Annotated in this window: 15 protein-coding genes; 8 read left to right on the plus strand and 7 right to left on the minus strand. The window is 57.1% G+C overall.

Annotated elements, in window-relative coordinates:
- Nucleotides 1-130: 130 nt before the first annotated feature.
- Together ACR0E2_RS09625 and ACR0E2_RS09630 are read left to right on the plus strand one after the other, a co-directional pair.
- Nucleotides 131-1,246: a putative 2-aminoethylphosphonate ABC transporter ATP-binding protein gene (locus ACR0E2_RS09625; protein ID WP_480446240.1), complete on the plus strand. Its 1,116-nt coding sequence runs from the start codon at nucleotides 131-133 to the stop codon at nucleotides 1,244-1,246.
- Nucleotides 1,243-3,264: a putative 2-aminoethylphosphonate ABC transporter permease subunit gene (locus tag ACR0E2_RS09630; protein ID WP_171640655.1), complete on the plus strand. Its 2,022-nt coding sequence runs from the start codon at nucleotides 1,243-1,245 to the stop codon at nucleotides 3,262-3,264. Before ACR0E2_RS09625 ends, ACR0E2_RS09630 begins: the two co-directional genes overlap by 4 nt.
- A gap of 24 nt (nucleotides 3,265-3,288) precedes the next feature.
- Here the strand turns inward: ACR0E2_RS09630 and ACR0E2_RS09635 are convergent, their stop codons facing one another.
- The gene (locus ACR0E2_RS09635; RefSeq protein ID WP_480446241.1) at nucleotides 3,289-4,179 is read right to left on the minus strand and encodes a LysR substrate-binding domain-containing protein; all 891 of its coding nucleotides are present in this window, start codon (nucleotides 4,177-4,179) and stop codon (nucleotides 3,289-3,291) included.
- A 120-nt stretch (nucleotides 4,180-4,299) separates the two neighbouring features.
- On the opposite strand from ACR0E2_RS09635, the gene ACR0E2_RS09640 reads away from it, so the two are divergent.
- The 5 genes from ACR0E2_RS09640 to ACR0E2_RS09660 all read left to right on the plus strand — a co-directional run bounded on the left by ACR0E2_RS09640 (nucleotide 4,300) and on the right by ACR0E2_RS09660 (nucleotide 11,584).
- Entirely contained in the window at nucleotides 4,300-5,487 is a 1,188-nt protein-coding gene (locus ACR0E2_RS09640) for a 2-aminoethylphosphonate--pyruvate transaminase (RefSeq protein WP_480446242.1), read from the plus strand.
- Nucleotides 5,488-5,505: 18 nt separating this feature from the next.
- The gene (gene phnA, locus ACR0E2_RS09645; protein WP_171637143.1) at nucleotides 5,506-6,750 is read left to right on the plus strand and encodes a phosphonoacetate hydrolase; all 1,245 of its coding nucleotides are present in this window, start codon (nucleotides 5,506-5,508) and stop codon (nucleotides 6,748-6,750) included.
- 3 nt (nucleotides 6,751-6,753) lie between these two features.
- A complete protein-coding gene (gene phnY / locus ACR0E2_RS09650) occupies nucleotides 6,754-8,217 on the plus strand; it encodes a phosphonoacetaldehyde dehydrogenase (protein WP_480446243.1) in 1,464 nt (487 codons plus the stop codon).
- Between the two features lie 106 nt (nucleotides 8,218-8,323).
- Nucleotides 8,324-9,676, plus strand: coding sequence for a (R)-1-hydroxy-2-aminoethylphosphonate ammonia-lyase (pbfA, locus tag ACR0E2_RS09655; protein ID WP_480446244.1), 1,353 nt, complete (start codon nucleotides 8,324-8,326; stop codon nucleotides 9,674-9,676).
- 243 nt (nucleotides 9,677-9,919) lie between these two features.
- Nucleotides 9,920-11,584 (plus strand): Na/Pi cotransporter family protein, encoded by a 1,665-nt coding sequence (locus tag ACR0E2_RS09660; protein WP_480446245.1) that lies wholly within the window; start codon nucleotides 9,920-9,922, stop codon nucleotides 11,582-11,584.
- A gap of 460 nt (nucleotides 11,585-12,044) precedes the next feature.
- On the opposite strand, the gene ACR0E2_RS09665 is transcribed toward ACR0E2_RS09660, so the two are convergent.
- On the minus strand, nucleotides 12,045-12,512 hold the full coding sequence (locus ACR0E2_RS09665; RefSeq protein ID WP_480446474.1) for an Lrp/AsnC family transcriptional regulator: 468 nt from the start codon (nucleotides 12,510-12,512) through the stop codon (nucleotides 12,045-12,047).
- A gap of 127 nt (nucleotides 12,513-12,639) precedes the next feature.
- Between ACR0E2_RS09665 and ACR0E2_RS09670 the strand changes: the two genes are divergently transcribed.
- Complete coding sequence (locus ACR0E2_RS09670; protein ID WP_480446246.1) at nucleotides 12,640-16,101, plus strand: indolepyruvate ferredoxin oxidoreductase family protein; 3,462 nt, start codon at nucleotides 12,640-12,642, stop codon at nucleotides 16,099-16,101.
- Between the two features lie 280 nt (nucleotides 16,102-16,381).
- Here ACR0E2_RS09670 and ACR0E2_RS09675 read toward each other — a convergent pair whose 3' ends face one another.
- Genes ACR0E2_RS09675 through ACR0E2_RS09695 form a run of 5 tightly spaced genes read right to left on the minus strand, consistent with a single transcriptional unit; the run spans nucleotide 16,382 to nucleotide 20,465 of the window.
- Nucleotides 16,382-17,077, minus strand: a complete 696-nt coding sequence (locus ACR0E2_RS09675; protein WP_480446247.1) for an RraA family protein — start codon at nucleotides 17,075-17,077, stop codon at nucleotides 16,382-16,384.
- Complete coding sequence (locus ACR0E2_RS09680) at nucleotides 17,074-17,769, minus strand: alpha/beta fold hydrolase (protein WP_480446248.1); 696 nt, start codon at nucleotides 17,767-17,769, stop codon at nucleotides 17,074-17,076. Before ACR0E2_RS09680 ends, ACR0E2_RS09675 begins: the two co-directional genes overlap by 4 nt.
- Complete coding sequence (locus ACR0E2_RS09685; protein ID WP_171118384.1) at nucleotides 17,766-18,890, minus strand: cobalamin-independent methionine synthase II family protein; 1,125 nt, start codon at nucleotides 18,888-18,890, stop codon at nucleotides 17,766-17,768. Before ACR0E2_RS09685 ends, ACR0E2_RS09680 begins: the two co-directional genes overlap by 4 nt.
- Nucleotides 18,891-18,900: 10 nt before the next feature.
- The gene (locus ACR0E2_RS09690; RefSeq protein WP_480446249.1) at nucleotides 18,901-19,503 is read right to left on the minus strand and encodes a class I SAM-dependent methyltransferase; all 603 of its coding nucleotides are present in this window, start codon (nucleotides 19,501-19,503) and stop codon (nucleotides 18,901-18,903) included.
- On the minus strand, nucleotides 19,500-20,465 hold the full coding sequence (locus ACR0E2_RS09695) for a cupin domain-containing protein (protein ID WP_480446250.1): 966 nt from the start codon (nucleotides 20,463-20,465) through the stop codon (nucleotides 19,500-19,502). The genes ACR0E2_RS09690 and ACR0E2_RS09695 overlap by 4 nt, the downstream gene beginning before the upstream one ends.
- Nucleotides 20,466-20,569: the final 104 nt, after the last annotated feature.

Raw genomic sequence — 20,569 nt, forward strand, 5'->3', positions numbered from 1 at the left:
CCATTGGCAGGAGAGGCTTTTGTGCCTCTCCTGCGCACCAGTCTCTTGTTCCCCGAAAAACAACCTACTCACCCGGTTTCAACCGGCCAGGACCGGCCGCGCCCGAGGTGCAGATGTGAGGACTTCTCCCGTGCTTCAGAAAACACCACCCGGTGAACTGTATCTCAGCATCCAGAATTTGTGGAAAGCGTTCGGAAACTTTCTGGCGCTCAAGGACATCTCTTTGGAAATCAACGAGGGCGAGTTTGTCTGTTTCCTCGGCCCGTCCGGGTGCGGCAAGACCACTCTTTTGCGGGCAATCGCCGGATTGGATTTGCAGACCAAGGGTACGGTCATGCAGGATGGCAAGGACGTGTCCAATCTGCCACCGTCCGAGCGTGATTTCGGGATCGTGTTTCAGTCCTACGCGTTGTTCCCAAATCTGACCATTGAAAAGAACATCGCTTTTGGCCTTGAAAACACAGGCCGCAGCAAATCGAATATCGCTGTTCGCGTAAACGAACTCTTGACCCTGGTTGGTCTGCCGGATCAGGGCAAGAAATATCCGGCGCAATTGTCAGGTGGTCAGCAGCAACGGATTGCGCTGGCGCGTGCCATTGCTACCAACCCCGGACTTTTGCTGTTGGACGAACCCCTGTCGGCGCTGGACGCCAAAGTACGTGTTCATCTGCGGCACGAGATCAAGGAGTTGCAGCGCAAGCTGGGTGTGACCACCGTGATGGTGACCCACGATCAGGAAGAAGCGCTGGCCATGGCAGACCGGATCGTGGTCATGAATCACGGAGTGATCGAACAGGTGGGGCCCCCTACCGAAATCTACCGGGAACCGGCCAATCTGTTCGTTGCCGACTTTATCGGTGAAATGAACCAGATCCGGTCACAGGTCACCAAAGGCGGACGTTTGAGCGTCGGGGAAAAGACCTTTGCCTGCCTCAGCCACAAGTTCAACGATGGAACCCCGATCATCGCGGCCATTCGACCCGAAGACATCATCCCTCATGAAGCTGGTTATCTCGACACGGGCGGCAATCGGAACTGCATAGAGGTGACGCTGGATGAGATGGAGTTCCTGGGTTCGTTCTGGCGCTGCCGCTTGAACAACGAGAAGTTCGGATCATCGGAACTGATCGCGGATTTCTCGATCAACGCCGTGCGTCGTCTGGAACTGGAAGAGGGGCGCAGCGTGGTGATTGAGCTTCCCGAGAACCGCCTTATGGCGTTTGAAGTGCCGGAGGCCAAGGCATGAGCTCGGTTTCTACCAATCAGGACAGCCTGCCGGTCGGGCCGGACATCAAGCCCAAGCTCAGCCGTGATGATATCCTGATGCGCGGCAGCATGATGGTGATCGCGCTGTATCTGGTCGTGACATTGGCGTTGCCGCTTTACACGATGCTGTCCAAGTCGTTTTCGACCTATCGGGTCGAGCTGTCCCAGTACGAGTTTCAGGTAAGTGACGACGCAGGCGTCTTTGATGGAACGATCCTGTCGGCGGACGAGTTGAACAGGCAATTGGGGGTCTATTCCGACTCTGATCTGGTGACGGGTTCGGACGGGCGCTTGCCGGTGACCGGATTCTTTCCTGATTTCAGCTTTCGCAGCCCGGTGATGTACAAGATCCGCAACACGACGGATACCGGGCGCTTTCTGGTTGGGTCGACATTGAATGAAGGCACCGATTGGGTCGAGCTGGATTCCAACACGTTCCGCCGGGTGCAAATGCGGCCGGTCCAGTCGCGAGGGTTGGACAATTTCATCAACTACTTCTCGACACCGGCATTGTTCAATTCGATCAAGAACTCGCTTTGGATCTCGGTAGTCAGCACCATTGTGACGGTGACACTGGCGTTTTGGTTCGCCTATGCGCTGAACCGAAGCTGCATGCGGTTCAAGGGTGTTTTTCGCCTCATTGCGATGGCACCGATCCTGGTTCCGTCGCTTTTGCCGGGCATCGCGTTGGTCTACCTGTTCGGCAATCAGGGCATGATCAAGGAGTTGCTGTTTGGTGCCAGTATATACGGCCCCATCGGCATCGTGATCGGATCGGTTTTCTTTACCTTTCCGCACGCGTTTCTGATCATATCGACCGCGCTCGCGATATCTGACGCGCGCCTGTATGAAGCTGCGGCCAGCTTGCGGTCGACGCCATGGCGGACCTTCTGGACCGTAACCATTCCCGGGGCTCGCTATGGCCTGATCTCGGCGGCCTTTGTCGTGTTCAACCTGGTGATCACCGATTTCGGATTGCCGAAGGTCATCGGTGGTCAATTCAACGTGCTTGCCGTGGATATCTACAAACAGGTGATCGGCCAGCAGAATTTTGAAATGGGCGCCGTGGTCTCTGTGGTTCTGGTCATCCCGGCCATTCTGGCTTTTGCCATCGACCGGATGGTTCAGTCCAAGCAGGTTGCGTTGCTTTCGGCGCGTTCCGTGCCATATCAGGCGACGCCCAACCCGAAAGCTGACCGCATATTCCTGATCTATTGCAGCCTGATCGGCCTGTTCATCGTTGGTCTTTTGGCAGTGTGTCAGTTTGCGGCGCTGATCAAGTTCTGGCCCTACGACCTGAGTCTGAGCCTCAAGAACTATCAGTTCAACAGAATGGACGGCGGCGGCTGGGGGTCGTATTTCAACTCGATCAAACTGGCGTTGCTGACGGCAGTGATCGGTACGACGGTTGTGTTCTTCGGGGCCTATCTGGTGGAAAAATCAAACGGGTTCAGAACCGGTAGGTCGATTTTCCAGATGTTCGCGATGCTGCCCATGGCGATCCCGGGCATGGTATTGGGGCTGTCTTACATCTTCTTCTTCAACAACCCGTCCAATCCGCTGAACGGGATTTACGGCACGATGGCGATTTTGGTGATTTGCACCGTGACCCATTTCTACACCGTATCGCACCTGACGGCCGTCACCGCGCTCAAGCAAATGGACAGAGAATTTGAGTCGGTGTCTGCCTCGCTCAAACAGCCGACAATGAAGCTGTTTGCACGGGTAACGGTTCCGGTTTGTCTGCCGGCGGTGTTGGACATCTCGATCTATCTGTTCGTCAACGCGATGACGACCGTGTCGGCAGTGGTGTTTCTTTACTCTCCCAAAACGACGCTTGCGTCCATCGCGGTGCTGAACATGGATGATGCCGGGGATATCGCGCCTGCGGCGGCGATGGGCATGATGATCTTTTACACCAACGCCGCTGCCCGGATCGTTCACCTGATTGCTTCAAAAGGCATCCTGAAGCGTACTCAGGCTTGGCGAAGCCGGTAGTCAAAGGAACGCTGCTCCCGCCGGTCAGCTATCGGCGGGGGGGCTTTTTTCTTCCAGCGCGCGCTGGGCGAAGTCCATGAAGGCTCGGATGATCTTTACGTTGCGCCGTTGCGACAGCGAAATCATGCTTTCACCCATTTGCAACTTCACGCCTTTCAGCTTGATTTGTCGCAACCGATCATCATGCCCATACTCTGCCTGAGAGACAAACCCGATGCCTGCGCCCGAGGCCACAAGCTCGCGAACGGCCTCGCGCCCTTCCGCAACGATTGCAGGATTCAACGTGATACCGCGCCTTTCGGCTTCTTCTTCCAGTTTCTGACGTGTTTTTGACCCGTGCTCTCTGAAAACCAGCGGCAGTTCGGCCAGTTCTTCCAAAGAAAGCGAAGGTTTGGATGCCAAAAGAACGCCTTGGGCGGCAAAGGCCACGATTTCAGTGGACCCCAGGTTCAACACATCCATGTCCTTGCCGGGGGACAGGCTGCCGACAACACCGATCTCGGCATTGTACGACCGAAGTTCCTCCAGAATTTCTTCGGTGTTTCCGGACCGCACGGTGATGGTGATTTTGGGGTACTTCTTTTGAAACGACCCCAGGAAAGACGTCATGTGATGCGCTGAATCAGCGATGATCCGCAATTCACCGTCGATTGCGGCCTTGGTTTCCGAAAGGTAGTCCTCGATCTGATCTTCGATCTCAAAATACTGCTTTGTGAACCGGTAAAGCTGTTCGCCTTCGGGGGTGAGGTTCACGCGTTTTCGTTCGCGCTGAAACAACAACAGGTCGTGATCCTGTTCCAGCTTTCGAACCTGTTCGGAAATCGCCGGCTGCGTCAGAAAAAGCGCCTCGGCCGCGCGGGAAAACCCGCCATGTTTGGCCACGTAATGAAAGGCTTTGAGCTGGCTGTGCCGCATCACTGGTCCCCAATGATTTGTGCATAGGCTGCACTTATAATTAGATTGATATTTGCAATTTCACATATAGCCACCGTTGCTGCAATGGTGTTTGTGAAAACGCTGTTCTGGAGCCCGGTAATGACGCCTTCCCACCCAAAAATCGAGCAACCGCGCCTCGGCGAACCTTACCTTTTGACACCCGGTCCTTTGACAACGTCCTACGCCGTGAAAGAGGCCATGCTGAAGGACTGGGGCAGCTGGGACGACGACTTCCGCGCCATGACAAAAGAGCTGCGGTCAAGCCTGCTGGACCTACTTGGTGACGGCGCCGACGCGTTCGATTGCGTGCCAATGCAAGGCAGCGGCTCTTTCTCGGTCGAAGCAATGCTGGCGTCTTTTATTCCGCCGGAAGGAAAGGCGCTGGTACTGGCCAATGGCGCCTATGGGCAACGTTCTGCGCAGACGCTACAGTATCTGGGCCGGGACCATATCGTGTTGGACAAGGGCGATTACCTGCCGCCACGGGGCGACGAGGTTGCGCGCATTCTCGCGGATGATCCGGCCATCACACATGTTGTTGCCATTCACTGCGAAACCAGCTCGGGTATCTTGAACCCCGTCGAGGAAATATCCGAGGCCACCTATGCAGCCGGTCGCAAGCTGTTGATCGACTCGATGTCTGCCTTTGGCGCGATCGAGCTCAGGCCCTCGGATATTCGATATGAAGCCATGGTGTCTTCGGCCAACAAGTGCATCGAGGGCGTTCCCGGATTTGGCTTCATTGTGGCGCGCAAGAGCGAGCTGGAAGCCGCAAAGGGTAACAGTCATTCCCTGTCTCTGGATGTGCACGCCCAATGGGCGCACATGAACAAGACCGGTCAGTGGCGCTTTACCCCGCCGACGCACGTGGTCGCCGCCTTCATCGAAGCGCTTCGGGCGCATGCCGCTGAAGGCGGTGTTGCCGGCCGCGGCGCACGCTACACCCGCAACCGGGACGTCATGGTTGCAGGCATGCGTGAACTGGGTTTCGAAACGCTGCTGGACAATCGTTGGCTCAGCCCGATCATCGTCACGTTCTTCTGCCCCGCCGATGAGAAATTCGTATTCGATCGGTTCTACAACCTGATGAAGGACAAAGGGTTCATTATCTACCCGGGCAAGCTGACTGTCGTCGACAGTTTCCGCGTCGGATGCATCGGTCAGATGGACGAAGACGTCATGCGCAATGTCGTGCGCGCAGCAAAGGAATCCCTGGAAGAAATGGGCGTGACAAACGCCGCTCCTCCTCTTCGTGCACTGGAAGAACGCGCCAAGCTGGCCGCTTAAACATCAAGGAAAATACAGATGACCATTCAAACCCCTGTCGAAGCAAATGAGCGCGTCTATCCTACGCCGAAGGTGCCTGCTATTGCCATCTGCCTTGATGGATGCGAGCCCGAATACCTTGATGTCGCGATTGCGAAAGGGCTGATGCCCAATCTCAAGCGGATACGGGAAGAGGGTACGGACCGACTGGCCCATTCCGTTATCCCGTCCTTCACCAACCCCAACAATCTTTCGATTGCCACCGGGCGCCCTCCGATCGTGCATGGCATCTGCGGCAACTACCTCATCGACCCTGACAGCGGCGAGGAAGTGATGATGAATGATGTCCGCTTCCTGCGTGCGCCGACCATTTTTTCCCAATTCTACGACGCGGGTTTCCGCGTGGCGATGGTAACCGCCAAGGACAAGCTGCGCGCGCTGTTGGGGGCCGGGCTGAAATTTGACGAGGGCAGGGCGGTTGCGTTTTCTTCCGAGCGGTCGGGTGAAACGACGCTGGCGGAACATGGCATCGACAACGCCAGCGAATGGCTGGGCATGGACGTCCCCGAGGTCTACTCGGCAGAGCTTTCCGAATTTGTCTTTGCCGCTGGCGTCAAGCTGCTGAAAGAGTTCAAGCCCGACGTGATGTATTTGTCGACCACAGACTATATCCAGCACAAGTTTGCACCCGATCAAAAAGGCGCACTCGATTTCTATGCCATGTTTGACCGGTATCTGGGCGAACTGGATGAACTGGGTGCGGCCATCGTGGTGACCGCGGACCACGGCATGAAGCCCAAGCATTTGGCGGATGGATCCCCCTCGGTGGTGTACGTGCAGGACCTGATGGACGAATGGTTGGGCAAGGATGCGGCGCGGGTCATTCTTCCGATTACCGACCCATACGTTGTGCATCATGGCGCGTTGGGGTCTTTTGCAACCGCCTATTTGCCTGACGGAGCAGACCAGGACGACATCATCAGCAAGCTCAAGGCGACCAGCGGCATCACTCATGTTCTGACCAAGGCCGAGGCGATCGAGCAATTCGAATTGCCGGGCGACCGCATTGGCGACATCGTGATGGTTTCCGGTGAAAACATCTGCATCGGCACGTCCGAGCATCGCCACGATCTGGCAGCACTCAAAGAACCATTGCGCAGCCATGGTGGTTTGACCGAGCAGGAAGTTCCCTTCATCGTGAACCGTGTCATCGACCTGCCAAACCAACCCGTGCTGCGCAATTTCGATGCCTTCTTCTACGCAACAACAGCGGCGGCACAGTAAGCTATGAAAGATCAGACCATGTCGAAAATCGAAGTACGCAACGAGGGAATGCGGATCGGTGGCGAGATTATCTTTACCGACGACACCGTTCCCGTTCTCTACCCGTACACAAACGAGGTTGTGGGTCACGTACCAGCCGGTACAGCCGAACATGCGCGCCGGGCGTTCGAGATTGCGGCGAATTTCAAACCCAAGCTGACCCGATACGAGCGCAGCCAGATCCTGCAACGGGCGGGCGAGTTGATCGGCGAAAAACGCGATTATCTTGCGAAATGGCTGACGCTGGAGTTGGGGATCTGTCACCAGCATGCGATCTACGAAACCAAGCGCGCGCAGGACGTGTATCAATTCGCGGCGGCCGAGGCATTGAAGGATGATGGTGAGATCTTCTCCTGCGACCTGACCCACAATGGCAAGGCCCGCAAGATTTTCACCACCCGAGAGCCGGTGAAAGCAATCAGCGCAATCACGCCGTTCAATCACCCGCTGAACATGGTCAGCCACAAGATCGCGCCGTCGATTGCCACCAACAATTGCATGGTTTGCAAACCGACCGAGCTGACGCCGCTGACCGCATTGACACTGGCTGACATACTCTATGAGGCCGGCTTGCCGCCCGAGATGTTCCAGGTCGTGACAGGTTGGCCCGGTGACATCGGCGACGAAATGATCACCAATGAATACATCGATATCATCACCTTCACCGGCGGTGTGCCCGTGGGCAAGATGATCGCCGAAAAGGGCGTCTACAAGCGTCAGGCGCTGGAACTTGGCGGCAACGATCCTCTGATCGTTCTGAATGACCTCAGTGAGGCCGATCTGGACAAGGCGGCAGCCATTGCGGTGGCGGGGGCTACCGGAAATTCCGGCCAGCGTTGCACGGCGGTCAAGCGCATTCTCGTGCAGGAAAGCGTGGCCGATACATTCGTGCCGCTGGTTCTTGAGAAGGCCAGGAAGATCAAGTTCGGCGATCCTCAAGACCCGGAAACCGAACTTGGATGCGTGATCCATGACAAGGCCGCCGAGGTTTTTGAAAACCGCGTTTTTCAGGCGGAAAAAGAAGGTGCTGAAATTCTGTACCACCCCGGTCGCCAGGGTGCGCTGCTGCCGCCTATCGTGGTCGACAAGGTGCCCCATGACAGCGAATTGGTGATGGAGGAAACCTTTGGACCCATCGTGCCGATCGTTCGCGTGCCGGACAACGACGAAGAAGTGATGGCAATTTCCAACGGAACCGAGTTCGGCCTGTCTTCGGGTGTCTGCACAAACGATCTGAACCGGGCGATTGCCTTCATCAACGGGTTGAACGTCGGCACCTGCAACATCTGGGAACAGCCGGGTTACCGCATTGAAATGTCGCCCTTTGGCGGCATCAAGGACAGTGGAAACGGGGTGAAGGAAGGCGTCATCGAAGCGATGAAGTTTTTCACCAACGTCAAAACCTATTCGCTGCCGTGGCCTAACTGAGTCTGTTGCCCTTACCCCTTTTGCGGAAAGGGCAACACAGTTCCTCCCTGGTACTGGCGGGCCTTGCGGGGTCCGCATCTTTCGATGACGGCAAAGAGGAGCGGCGATGCCACAAATTGTCCACACTGAAGGGGAATCAAACACGTCCGAGGCGCGCAAGGCGTGGCTGCAAAAGTCGATGGGGCCGAAATCATCGCCATTGCTCAAACGCGATGCGAACGTGTTCCTGCATCAATCTCTGTCCTCACCCTGCGTCAGCACCATTGCAAAGGCCGAAGGGCTCTGGATCGAAGACATCGAGGGCCGCCGGTACATGGATTTCCACGGCAACTCGGTGCACCACATCGGGTATGGCCATCCCCGCTTGGTAGCCGCCATAAAGGCACAGCTTGACGATCTGCCCTTTGCGCCCCGCCGATTTACCAATGATCCGGCGGTGGAACTGGCTGAAAAACTGGCAGAGATCGTGCCTGGTGATCTGGGCAAAATGCTCTTTACCACCGGCGGCTCTGACGCCAACGAGGTTGCCCTCAGGATCGCGCGCGCCGCTACGGGTCGGTTCAAAACGATCAGCTTCTGGGATGCTTTCCATGGCGCGGGGTTCGGCGCTGCGAGTGTCGGCGGAGAGGCGACCTTTCGCAGTCACATTGCGGGGCCCCTTTTGTCCGGCACCGAACATGTAGCCCCCTTTGCCTGCTATCGATGCCCGTACAATCATGCGGGCCCCGAAACATGCGGGCTGGCCTGTGCGAAAATGGTGGAATATGTGCTCGAGCGCGAAGGAGATGTGGCGGCGGTCATTGCGGAACCGATGCGCGCCGTGCCCTACGTCCCGCCGCCGGGATTTTGGAAGACGGTGCGAGAGGCATGCGACCGTCACGGGGCGCTGTTGATCATGGATGAAATCCCGACGGGTCTTGGCAAGACGGGCAGGATGTTCGCCTTTGAACATGACGAGATCATCCCGGACATCGTGACACTTGGGAAAGCGCTTGGCGGCGGCATCCTGCCAATTGCCGCCTGTGTCGCCCGCAAACAGCTGGATGTCTGCGGAGATTATGCCATCGGGCACTACACGCACGAAAAGAACCCGGTCACCGCCCGGGCCGCTTTGACGACGATCCAGATCATCGAAGACGAAGGCCTGGTTCGCCGGTCAGCCGAACTGGGTGAACATGCCATTGGTCGCTTGATGGATGAACTTCAGAACGTTCCGATTGTCGGAGACATCCGGGGACGGGGCCTGATGTTCGGGATCGAAATCGTGGATGATCGCGCCGACAGAACACCGGGAAACGCGTGCGCCGAACGGATCTACTATGCCTGCCTCGAGGCCGGTCTGAGCTATAAGATCAGTCAGGGGTGCGTTCTGACATTGTCACCGCCGCTGACGATCTCGCGTTTGGAGTTGGACCGCGCAATCGACATCGTAATTGCTGCAATCAAGGCCGAGAGTTGACGCCCCTTACCGATCTCGTGTCACAATAGAGGATCAGGGGCCGCGTCCTTCCGGGCGCCCTTGGCCAAGTTCATAGGCGACGGATGTTCCGCCAAAGCGCGGTCAAGTGCTTGCGGTGAAGCTCACAGGAGTTTACGCCTTGTAGGCCAAAAATGGGATGTATCCCTTCCCAATCGCGGTCGGTAACATGAATAATACAATGCGCCGCGACAAGCTGGGCCAAAAAGAATAACGGGGTAGAGTATGGCAATTGTCAGCTTCCTTATCAGCCTTGCCGGTGCGACGATGCTGCTGCTTTACGCGGTTCGTATGGTGCGAACCGGGATCGAGCGCAGCTATGGGGCGTCGTTCCAGCGGGTAATGACCCAACAACGCAGCTACCTTCAGGCCTCGGTGGTTGGGTTGACGATGGCGGTCGTGCTGCAAAGCTCGGCGGCCGTTGCTCTGTTGACCTCGGGGTTTGCGGCCAGTGGAATGCTCAGTTTTTCTGCCGGCCTTGCGATCGTACTTGGCGGCGATCTGGGGTCGGCGTTGATCATCCAGATTCTTTCGTTCCGACTGGACTGGCTTGTTCCGATGCTGTTGGCGGTTGGCGGGTATCTGTTCGTAAAGACCGACTCCAAAAAAACCCGGCAAATGGGGCGCATCCTGATGGGTGTGGCCTTTATCCTGATCTCGCTTCGGTTCCTTCGCGAGGCAATGGATCCCATTCGGGACAGCGCATTTCTGCCCGCGGTGGCAGATTATCTGGCGCGCGATTATATCACCGCGTTTCTGGTCGGGGGCGCCTTGGCTTTCATCATGCATTCTTCGGTGGCGGCCATCCTCATGTGTGTCACCCTTGTGCAGATCGGAGCGATCCCGTTCGCCGCCGGGATGTCTTTGGTGTTTGGCGCGAATTTCGGCTCTGCCTTCATTCCGGTCTGGCTCACCCGTGCCATGCCAGTCCAGGCCCGGCGCATTCCATATGCCAACCTGGCATTGCGTGGCAGTTGGGCTTTGGTGAGTTTGTTTGCCGCCAACATGGCTTTGCGGACCGGGTTGTTAGGAGACCCGCAAGGCGGGCAGATGCTGGTCAATGTGCATGTTTTGTTCAACCTGTCACTGCTGCTTCTGGCCTTGCCATTTTGCGGGAGATTGAAAGTTCTGTTCGAAAGGTTTTTGCCGGATCAGAAGAAGGAACTGGTTCCGCAACCGGCACGACCGGCCAGCGCATTGGACATAGGCAACGTGGCAAATCCCAGCCAGGCCCTGCCAAGTCTCAAGCGTGAACTGCTGCGGATGAGCGATCTTGTCGAAACCATGTTCCGGCCTTGCCTGGAATTGTATCGCAGTGGCGACAAACAACAGATTCGAGCGGTACAAGCCATCGACGAGGACGTGAACAATTGCCTGTCCGGGATCAGGGCATTCGTTTCGGCGATTCCACCGGATGTATATGAAAAAAAGGATGAAAAATCCGCACGCGACCTGATGGAATTCGCTATCCGGCTGGAGACGGCCGGTGATGTCGTGGCCAAGCGATTGACCGTGTTGGCAGGTGAAATGCGGGCCAAAGGCTCGAGCTTTTCGCAGGAAGGCTGGTCGGAACTTGTTCAGATGCACGAGGGCATTCTGGCCAACATGAAGCTGGCATCAAACGTGCTTATTTCAGACGATCTGGAAAGCGCGCGCCTGCTGAGCCTTGAGAAGACCGAAATCAAACGGGTGGAACGTGAAAGCCGAAAACGACATCTGCGCCGATTGCAGCACGGGTCACGGGAAAGCTTCGAAACCAGTGATATTCATCTTGAGACGTTGCGGGCGTTCCGGGAGTTCAACAGCCATATCGCATCTATTGCTTACCCGGTGCTGTACCAGAATGGCCAGCTTCTCGAGACGCGGCTGATCGACGAAATTGCGAAATAGCCGGAAGGTTCTGTGATAAAAATCTGAAAAAGCAAAGGAATGATGCTACACTTCTGATGACGGCAGCGAACAGGAGCCGGACTCGATGCAAGCACGGGTAAAGAAAACAGGAAGATCGAAACGCGAAGCAACAAAATGGCTTCAGTTTCGAAATTCGGTTTTGCGGCTTTTCGGCGTCGATGGAAGCTTCCGCCCAGAGCGCGGCGCAGAAGGCGGAATCCAAAAGGTCGCGGTCGAAAAGGCAACCACGTTTTACCTGCCTTGAAGCTGAATTGCGCGACGGTTTTTGGGGGCGTTCCCAGACCTGATCCTTGAAAAATTCTATGAACATCAATTCCGTGGAGTTTGGCGGGCCAAATCGTAGCTTGGGAACATGTTCGAGTGGAACTTTTGCTTGGTGCGTTCAAGGCTTTGCAACAAAGCCGATACCGGACGGCAAGTCCCACCCGGGGAACCGATCTCAAAAGGAAGGAATGGGCAGGGCGTTACTGCGTTTGATTTCGCGCAGAACGACATTTGTTTGCGCGCTTTCCACCGCCGGCAGGCGAAACAGGAATTCTTCAAGAAAACCGTTGTAAGCCCCGATATCCTTGCAGATCACCCGCATGTGGTAATCTGCCTGCCCGGTCGTTGCGTAGCATTCCATAACTTCCGGGCGCTTCTCGATCGCTGCAATGAAGCGTTCAAGATGTTCCGGATTGTGCCGGGTCAGATGAACATGCACCAGGGCCTGAAACGAAAGCCCGGCGTGTTCAGGCGACAATTCAGCACGGTACTGCGAAATCAGGCCGGCCTCTTCAAACACGCGGATTCGACGCCAGCAGGCAGAGGATGACATGCCCACCCGTTCTGCAAGGTCAGCATTTGAAATGCGGCAATCCTTTTGAAGCAGCGCGAGAAGTTGGCAGTCACGTGAGTCGAGAAGCATACGAGAAAAATACCCGATATTGCGACAAAAGAAGAGAGGATTTTTCAAAAATCCCCGGAAATGGCGGGAAGCTAGAACAGATTCCTCAAAGGATTCCGGTAAAATACCCAGAAAAGGCGAGGCATCCATGACTGACCAGTCCCTGAAATTCGATACCTACGCCCTGTCGGACCGATACAAAGCCTCAGAGGGTCGTGTTTTCCTGACGGGAACGCAAGCTCTGGTGCGCATCATGTTGGACCAGGCCCGCAGGGACGCAGCAGCAGGAAACAACACGGCCGGGTTCATCTCCGGATATCGGGGGTCTCCTCTTGGTGGTTTGGATCTGGAGCTGTGGCGAGCGAAAGAGGAAACCGAGGCGGCCAGGATCACATTCATGCCGGCCGTAAACGAAGACCTTGGCGCCACGGCGGTTCTTGGTGCCCAGCAGGCCTCGCTTGATCCCGATTGTGAGGTCGAGGGCGTGTTTTCGATGTGGTACGGGAAGGGCCCCGGAGTTGACCGTTCAGGGGACGCGTTGCGCCATGGCAATGCCTATGGCTCGTCGCCGAAGGGCGGGGTTCTGGTTGTCGCGGGTGACGATCATGGCTGCGTGTCTTCTTCGATGCCGCATCAGTCCGACGTCGCCTTCATGACCTGGTTCATGCCAACGCTGAACCCGGCCAACGTGGCTGAATACCTGGAGTTCGGTGAATACGGGATCGCGCTGAGCCGATACTCGGGCACCTGGGTCGGGTTCAAGGCGATTTCGGAAACCGTGGAAAGCGGGCAATCCGTGCGGTTGAAGCCGGACCGTGCGTTTGCCTTGCCGGAAATAGATCTGCCGCCGGGCGGCTTGCACGTGCGCAGCGCCGATTTGCCAAGCCCGGCCATCGAGACACGGATCGAACACAAGTTGCGGGCGGTCGAGGCTTTTGTCGAGGCGAACCCGATCGACCGGCGCATCTATGACATCAAGGATGCCCCATTCGGGATTGTCACAACGGGCAAAAGCCATCTGGACCTGATGGAAGTGCTGCGTCTTCTGGGGCTCGACGAAAGCGGATGCCGCCGTTTGGGCATCGACATCTACAAGGTGGGGATGGTTTGGCCTTTGGCGCGGCGCGATGCGTTGTCTTTCGTCCGTGGCAAAAAAGAGGTGCTGGTCGTCGAGGAAAAACGCGGGATCATTGAAAGCCAGTTCAAGGAATATTTCTATGACTGGCCGGGGGACAAACCCGAAAAGATGGTCGGAAAACACCGCGCAGCGGGCGATCCGTTGATTCCCTGGACCGGAGAGTTGAGCCCGTTGAACCTGATTCCGGTCGTTGCAGAGCGACTCGACCGTTTTTTCCCGGAAGAGGGATTTCTGGAAAAGGCGAAGGCGCTGACGGACGAACCGCCATCCGTTCTGAATGTTCCGGGTGCGGTCAGGGCTCCGTATTTTTGCTCGGGTTGTCCCCACAACACATCCACCAAAGTCCCGGATGGAAGCACGGCTGCGTCAGGCATCGGCTGTCACGTGATGGCAAGTTGGATGAACCGCAACACGGTCGGTTATGCGCAGATGGGGGGCGAAGGTGTGCCGCATGTTGTTGCCTCGAAATACAATGGCAACAAACATATCTTTCAAAACCTTGGCGAGGGCACTTGGTATCATTCCGGGTCGCTTGCCATTCGCCAGGCCGTGGCGGCGGGTACGAACATCACCTACAAGATTCTGTACAATGACGCAGTGGCAATGACGGGGGGGCAGCCTGTTGATGGCCCTATCAGCGTTTCCGGGATCGCCCAGACCTGTCGCGCGGAAGGTGTCGACCGGATCGCCTTGGTTTCAGACGACATAACGAAGTTCGATTCCAGCGATTTTCCGGCACGAACGAGCTTTCACCCCCGGGAAGAGATGGATGCCGTGCAGCGTGAGCTGCGTGACATCCAAGGTGTTACGGTTTTGATTTACGAGCAGACCTGCGCCACCGAGAAACGCCGTCGCCGCAAGCGTGGCAAAACAGAAGACCCCAAGCGGTTTGCTTTCATCAACCCCGCAGTGTGCGAAGGCTGCGGCGATTGCTCGGTCGAAAGCAACTGTCTGAGTATCGAACCCTTGGAAACCCCATTGGGCCGCAAGCGAAAGGTCAACCTGAACTCTTGCAACAAGGACTTTTCCTGCCTGAACGGGTTTTGCCCCAGTTTCATTACTGTGGAAGGGGCGGTGCGGCGAAAGGAACCCAGGCAGAAACTGGATATCCCGTCGCTTCTTGCCAAGGTTCCCGACCCGCAGCTTCCTGACCTGCACGCGCCGTACGATCTTTTGGTCGGTGGGGTCGGCGGCACCGGTGTCGTAACGGTGGGCGCCGTTCTGACGATGGCGGCGCATTTGGAAGGCAAAGGCGCCAGCGTGCTGGATTTTACCGGGTTCGCCCAGAAATTCGGTACGGTTGTCGGCTATGTTCGCATTGCCCGCACGCCCGAAGAAATCAATCAGGTCCGAATTGAGGCCAAAAGCGCCGACGCCGTCATCGGGTGTGACGTGGTCGTGTCTTCGGCGCCCAAAGCCTCGGTTCACTACCGCAAGGGCACAAAAGTAGTACTGAACCGTGCGGAAATGCCAACAGGCGACCTTGTTTTGCACCGCGATGCCCAGCTCAAGGTCGACGAAAGAGAAGCGCTGATACGCCGGACCGTCGGCGAAGAAAATGTCTTCGCGTTGGATGCAAACCAGTTGGCCGTGGATTTGCTGGGGGATTCGGTCTTTGCCAATACCTTGCTGTTTGGTGTCGCGTGGCAGCTGGGGAACATTCCGATCAGTGAGGTTGCAATCAAACAGGCGATCAAGCTCAATGGAGCCGCGATCGAGGCCAACATAATGGCCTTTGATCTGGGGCGGGTGATCGCTGCAAACCCGCAGATGCTGAATGCGAAGGAGAAGAGCTTTTCGCAAGAAACATCGCAGCAGATAATCGATTACCGGTCCGATGAATTGGCGACCTATCACGATGACGCTTATGCGCAACAGTACCGGGATCGCCTGATCCGTCTGTCAGCAGCACTGCCTGACCAGATACGCGAGGAAGCGCTTTCGCTTGCGGCAAAATCCCTGTTTCGCCTCATGGCAATCAAAGACGAATACGAGGTTGCTCGGTTGCTGACATCGCAACAATTCGAGAAACAATTGCGGTCCGAGTTCGAAGGGGATTTTCGGATCAAATACCACCTCGCGCCACCGGTTCTGACCGGTCGCAAGGATGCACGCGGGCGACCGCGCAAGCGAAGCTATGGTGGTTGGATGACCCCCGTTCTGAGGCTCCTTTCGCGTGCACGCAGGCTTCGCGGCGGCTGGCTTGATCCATTCCGGTTTTCAAGGGACCGCAAGCTTGAAAACGAAACCCTGGCCTGGTTTCTGGCTGTCTTGGATCGCATTGAAAAATCCAGCCCCGAGCTGGAGGCGGAAACCTGCCTGAAGATCCTGTCAGCGCCGCTGGATATCCGCGGTTTTGGCCCGGTGCGCGAAGCGGCAACACAAACCGTACGTACAGATGTAGATGCCATGCTGAACGTGATCGGAGAACAGCGAAGGGATGCGCAGGGCGCCGCTTCTCACAAGGTTTGATTGTTCTTTCGGGAAACTGTCTGGAAACGCGGATTGTACGCGGGGCTGAACGGATCTGAAACCCCGTACACTCCGGTGTAATGGACTGCTGCCTGAAACGGTCCGGTTTTCGTTCGGGCGTCACCGGCAGCGGCGCGACGCCGCCACCGGACAGACAGATGTGGGTAACCCTTCGTCACGGGCATTGCGTTGGCAGAGGCCGTCTTGCTCTGGGTTGACGAGCAAGGGGCTTGTAAGTGCATTTCACCCAGCCGGCTTTCATTGTCTCCGACCCTTGTGATCAGACCCGTGCTTTTTCAAAGGCGGCCCAAGCGGTTTCGAATGCTTCGAAATCAAACGCGGGCTCGCGGGCTGCGTCCAGAACAATACGTTCTGTCGCCAAAAGCTTATGGATTGCAGCTTCCAATTGATCAACGACATCATTCGGTATGACCAATGCGCCATGACGATCGGCGTGAACAAGATCACCGGGGTCAACTGTCAGACCAAAAATCGAAACTTGAGTGTCAATCTCGCGGACGTGGACGAAACCATGGCTCGGTCCGATGGAACCAGCGACAATCGGGAACCCTGAGGGCAAATCCCCGAGATCCCGCATGACACCGTTGGTCAGAGCGCCAGACATGCCGAAACCCTTGTGAACCGTCGTATTGATCTCACCCCAATAAGCGCCGATGCAATCGGGATAATCCAGATCCTCGATCACGGCGATTGAAGGGCCGGGTGCCTCGGCCATGTACTTGTAATAGGCCATACGTCGGGCTTTGATGACGTCGGGCGGCTCGGTCGGGGGATTGACCGCAGCAATTTTGGCGGTGCGCGCATAGCCGACGATGGCAGGCCCTTCGGGGGCCGAGCTTAGCATGGTGCCACGCGTGAACCTGTCGAACCCGCGCCTGCCCTGTGCCACCTCGATGGCATTGCAGACAGTTGGCGTATCGACTTTGCGAAGCAAAGACAAAAGGGACGGTGTCATGTGTCCTCCAGCCAGCGGGACAGCGCCGCTGTTGTTTTTTCAGGTTGTTCCAATGTCGGGAGATGGCCCGCGTCGCCGATGATCTCAAGCGCGCTTCGTGGCAGCAGGTCATGCATAAGTCGGTGGCGTTCAACTGGGCAAAGCCGGTCTTCACGTCCGCACAAAACCAGAGCCCTTCCGGTATAAGCCGTCAGCGTCTCGCTTTGGTCCGGTCGGTTCATAAGCGCCTTGGACTGACGTATGAAAACGTCTGGGCCCAGGTCGGTGGCCATTGCCATGCACAGATCCAGGATCGCCCCCCGGTTCGGTCCGTCAGCCAGATAACCGGGCTTCATCTCGTCACGCATCACGGTCCTCAGCTGACCGTTGCGCACGACGGACATCTGCGGCGTACGACGCGCTTTTACCTCTGGCTTTTCCGCCAGTGGATTGGTGTCAAGCAAGGCCAGACGCGAAACACGTTCGGGGGCTTGGCGCGTGACCTCCATCGCCACGATACCCCCCATGGACAGCCCGGCCAGCGCGAAGACCGGCGGCGCATTCCCGAGAATATCCCGGGCCATGGCCTCTATGCTGTCGTGATGAGACAACGGAAAGGTCATCACGGGCATTCTGCCCGACAGAGCATTGATCTGAGGGCCAAAAAGCCGGGCATCACACATCATGCCCGGCAACAAGATCAGAGGTTTCATGCCGAAGCCAGCTTTGCCCCTTCGGACAACGCCGCCAGCTTGGCATAGGCGATCTGGGGATCGACGGCGCCGAAACCCGCAAAAGTGCCAAAGCCGCAATCGCTGCCCGCGATCACCCGGTCCGGTCCCACGATTTCCGTGAACCGGTCAATCCGTTGGGCCACAAGTTCGGGATGTTCGACGAAATTGGTCGTGGTGTCGACCACGCCGGGCACCAGAACCTTGTCATCGGGAATCTCGGCCTTGCGGTCCCGGAAAACAGTCCATTCATGGGCATGCCGCGGATTGGACGTTTCGAACAGGACATAGCGCGACTTGGTCGCCATCAGGGTGCTGAAGACCTTGTCCATGGCGATGTCGCAGCAATGCGGGCCTTCGTAGTTGCCCCAGCAGATATGTACCCGTACCCGATCCTGCGGGACGTTCTGAAGCGCATGGTTCAGGGCCTCGACATGCATGTCGGCAATTTTGATGAACGCCTCATCCGACAGGTCGGTGAACAGCATGTGGCGCGACAGGGCAAGATCGGGGCAATCCAGTTGCAGGTCCAACCCGGCGGCGACGATGGTTTCGTATTCGTCCTTCATCGCGTCGGCCAACGCTGCCAGATAGGCCTCTCGCGTAGGGTAGAAATCATTCTGCAAAAACAACGAGATCACTCCGGGAGACGCGGCATTCATGAAGCCGCGCTCGGCCCCGTGTCGAGCCATGGCCGCCTTGAGGTTGGCGATGTCCTTTTGCAACTCGCCTTGCCCTTTTGATCGCACCTCACCCGTACACATCGGCCTTGCGTATTGTGGCGTACCGCCGTCATCGGCCAGTCTTTGCAGAAAGCCGGGGAACATCTTCAAGTCTGCCGGTGCATTGCGAGGGCTGTCGCCCGAAAACCCGGTGTAGCGATCCTTGACATAGGTCGCATAGGAGATTTTCGAAGTTTCGCCGTCGCTGACGATATCAACACCGGCTTCGACCTGTTTGCGCACCGTTTCGGCCACGGCGTTGGCCATGCAGGTATCAAAGGCGCCTGTGTCATAAGGTTCGCCGTTTTCGCGGGCAAAAATAAAATCCACGACGTCCTGCGTTCGGGGCAGAGAGCCAACATGTGTTGTTTTTACGGTCATAGGGACCTCCTTAAACTTTTCGTGCCATCAGGATCGTGTGGCTTTGGGCTTCTGGGTCTTCGGCCAGGTATCCGGTCATTTGCAGCCCGTTTTTCTCAAGACACCCGGCGTAACCGGCCGGGGACAGTGACGCGTGGTAGACAAGCTCTGATCCGACTGTGCCGCTGACCTCTCCGGCACGAGGTCCGACGGTCAGCATGAGCATTCCCTTGGGTCGCAAATGGCGCGCCATCCGGGCGATACAGTCTTTCTGCTCGTCCGCCGTAAGGTGGAAAAAGCTGTTCCAGGCAATGATGCCGTCGAACTGCTGATCCAGTTCAAAATTCCGCATATCCGCGTTGCGCCAGTCGCCATCGGGCCAACGGTCGCGGGCAATGGCAAGCATGGCGTCGGAAAAATCGATACCCGTGACGTCGAACCCTTCGGCCATGAACCAGCGTGCGATGGGGTCGCCCGAGCCACAGCCCAGGTCCAATACGCGGTCACCCGGCTTCAGGCTGGCGGTGAAGCGCGCCAACCAGCGCGCTTCGAACAGGGCCTTGGAACGGCGCCTGTCATATTCGGTCGCCTGCCGTTCATAAACGGCGTGGGTGTCATTCGGGTCCGCGTTCATCCTGTCCAGGTCGCTCCTGCCGGGTCATCGGTTGCGGTGATGCGGTACAGGCCCGCCAGCCCGGTCATGGATGGCTGAACACCATAGGTTTCGCCGGGAAGAACCAAGGCCGTGTCGCCCACCGAGATCGTGGTTTCGTACCCGTCGATCGAAACACGCCAGTGACCGCTGGCCGGCATCAGAACCACTGGTTTCTCGGCCGCGATCGGTTCGGTCACTGCGGATCCGCGCCCCAGAAAATCGACCTCGAATCCGGGTTTGTCCTTGATCAACGCGTTTTCGCCAATCACCTTTGCGGGCTTTTTGGCCGACAACGCCATCAGATCCCAATACCGCGCAACGTATTTGCCGACCACATCCTCGACAGGAACTTCGGGATAGCTTTTCAACTGTTCTTCGGTCAGCAAAGGCATCGGGCGGACATTGTGGGGCAGTTCCTGGCCCAGTTTGGAGTCGTACAGAACGCCATTGTCGCCCAGCATCAGACCATGTGCCTGCGCATCTTCGATCACCTGAGGCGCCCAGGTGACGCCGCCACCCGCATCGTCTCCGCCCAGGATCGACATGATCATTCCGTAATCCTGGCCGACATTCTCAAAGCCCCGGAAAATACCCGTTGGAATGTTGAAGATGTCTCCTTCCTCGGCGATGAATTCCCCGGCCGTACCATAGCGGCCCCAGAAAAACCGCCAACGACCCTTGGCAACGAAAAAGACCTCGGCCGTGGTGTGGCTGTGCAGTGAGTTGCGGCATTTCGGCGGCTGTCCCGCCGCTCCGATGTTGAAGCCGATCTTGTCGGTGATGTGGACATGCTGGTCCGGAGATTCCGAGACGCCGCCGCCGATTATCGTGAAGTTCTCTTTCTGATCGCTGCCGGGAGTATGGGCATCGATAAAAGCGGTTTTACAAGGTTGAAGCTCGCCATAGCGGACGATGCGGGAAGGGATGGATGATTTTGTCATGACGTACGATCCGATTGATTTTTTTTGGAAAGAAAGCGCGTGTGCCCAAGCAGGACAGGCCCTTACTTTCCGGGCGGGCGCAGGTTCAGTCGCCGCGCCCTCAG

This window comes from Ruegeria sp. A4 (genome assembly GCF_056543025.1).

Bases quoted from the DNA above. Each gene is read 5' to 3' on its own strand.
- ACR0E2_RS09690 (WP_480446249.1), bottom strand. From the start codon at position 19,503: ATGAACGCGGACCCGAATGACACCCACGCCGTTTATGAACGGCAGGCG.
- ACR0E2_RS09665 (WP_480446474.1), bottom strand. From the start codon at position 12,512: ATGCTTCTCGACTCACGTGACTGCCAACTTCTCGCGCTGCTTCAAAAG.
- phnA (WP_171637143.1), top strand. From the start codon at position 5,506: ATGACCATTCAAACCCCTGTCGAAGCAAATGAGCGCGTCTATCCTACG.
- ACR0E2_RS09660 (WP_480446245.1), top strand. From the start codon at position 9,920: ATGGCAATTGTCAGCTTCCTTATCAGCCTTGCCGGTGCGACGATGCTG.
- ACR0E2_RS09630 (WP_171640655.1), top strand. From the start codon at position 1,243: ATGAGCTCGGTTTCTACCAATCAGGACAGCCTGCCGGTCGGGCCGGAC.
- phnY (WP_480446243.1), top strand. From the start codon at position 6,754: ATGAAAGATCAGACCATGTCGAAAATCGAAGTACGCAACGAGGGAATG.
- ACR0E2_RS09640 (WP_480446242.1), top strand. From the start codon at position 4,300: ATGACGCCTTCCCACCCAAAAATCGAGCAACCGCGCCTCGGCGAACCT.
- ACR0E2_RS09675 (WP_480446247.1), bottom strand. From the start codon at position 17,077: ATGACACCGTCCCTTTTGTCTTTGCTTCGCAAAGTCGATACGCCAACT.
- ACR0E2_RS09670 (WP_480446246.1), top strand. From the start codon at position 12,640: ATGACTGACCAGTCCCTGAAATTCGATACCTACGCCCTGTCGGACCGA.
- ACR0E2_RS09635 (WP_480446241.1), bottom strand. From the start codon at position 4,179: ATGCGGCACAGCCAGCTCAAAGCCTTTCATTACGTGGCCAAACATGGC.
- ACR0E2_RS09685 (WP_171118384.1), bottom strand. From the start codon at position 18,890: ATGACCGTAAAAACAACACATGTTGGCTCTCTGCCCCGAACGCAGGAC.
- pbfA (WP_480446244.1), top strand. From the start codon at position 8,324: ATGCCACAAATTGTCCACACTGAAGGGGAATCAAACACGTCCGAGGCG.
- ACR0E2_RS09695 (WP_480446250.1), bottom strand. From the start codon at position 20,465: ATGACAAAATCATCCATCCCTTCCCGCATCGTCCGCTATGGCGAGCTT.
- ACR0E2_RS09680 (WP_480446248.1), bottom strand. From the start codon at position 17,769: ATGAAACCTCTGATCTTGTTGCCGGGCATGATGTGTGATGCCCGGCTT.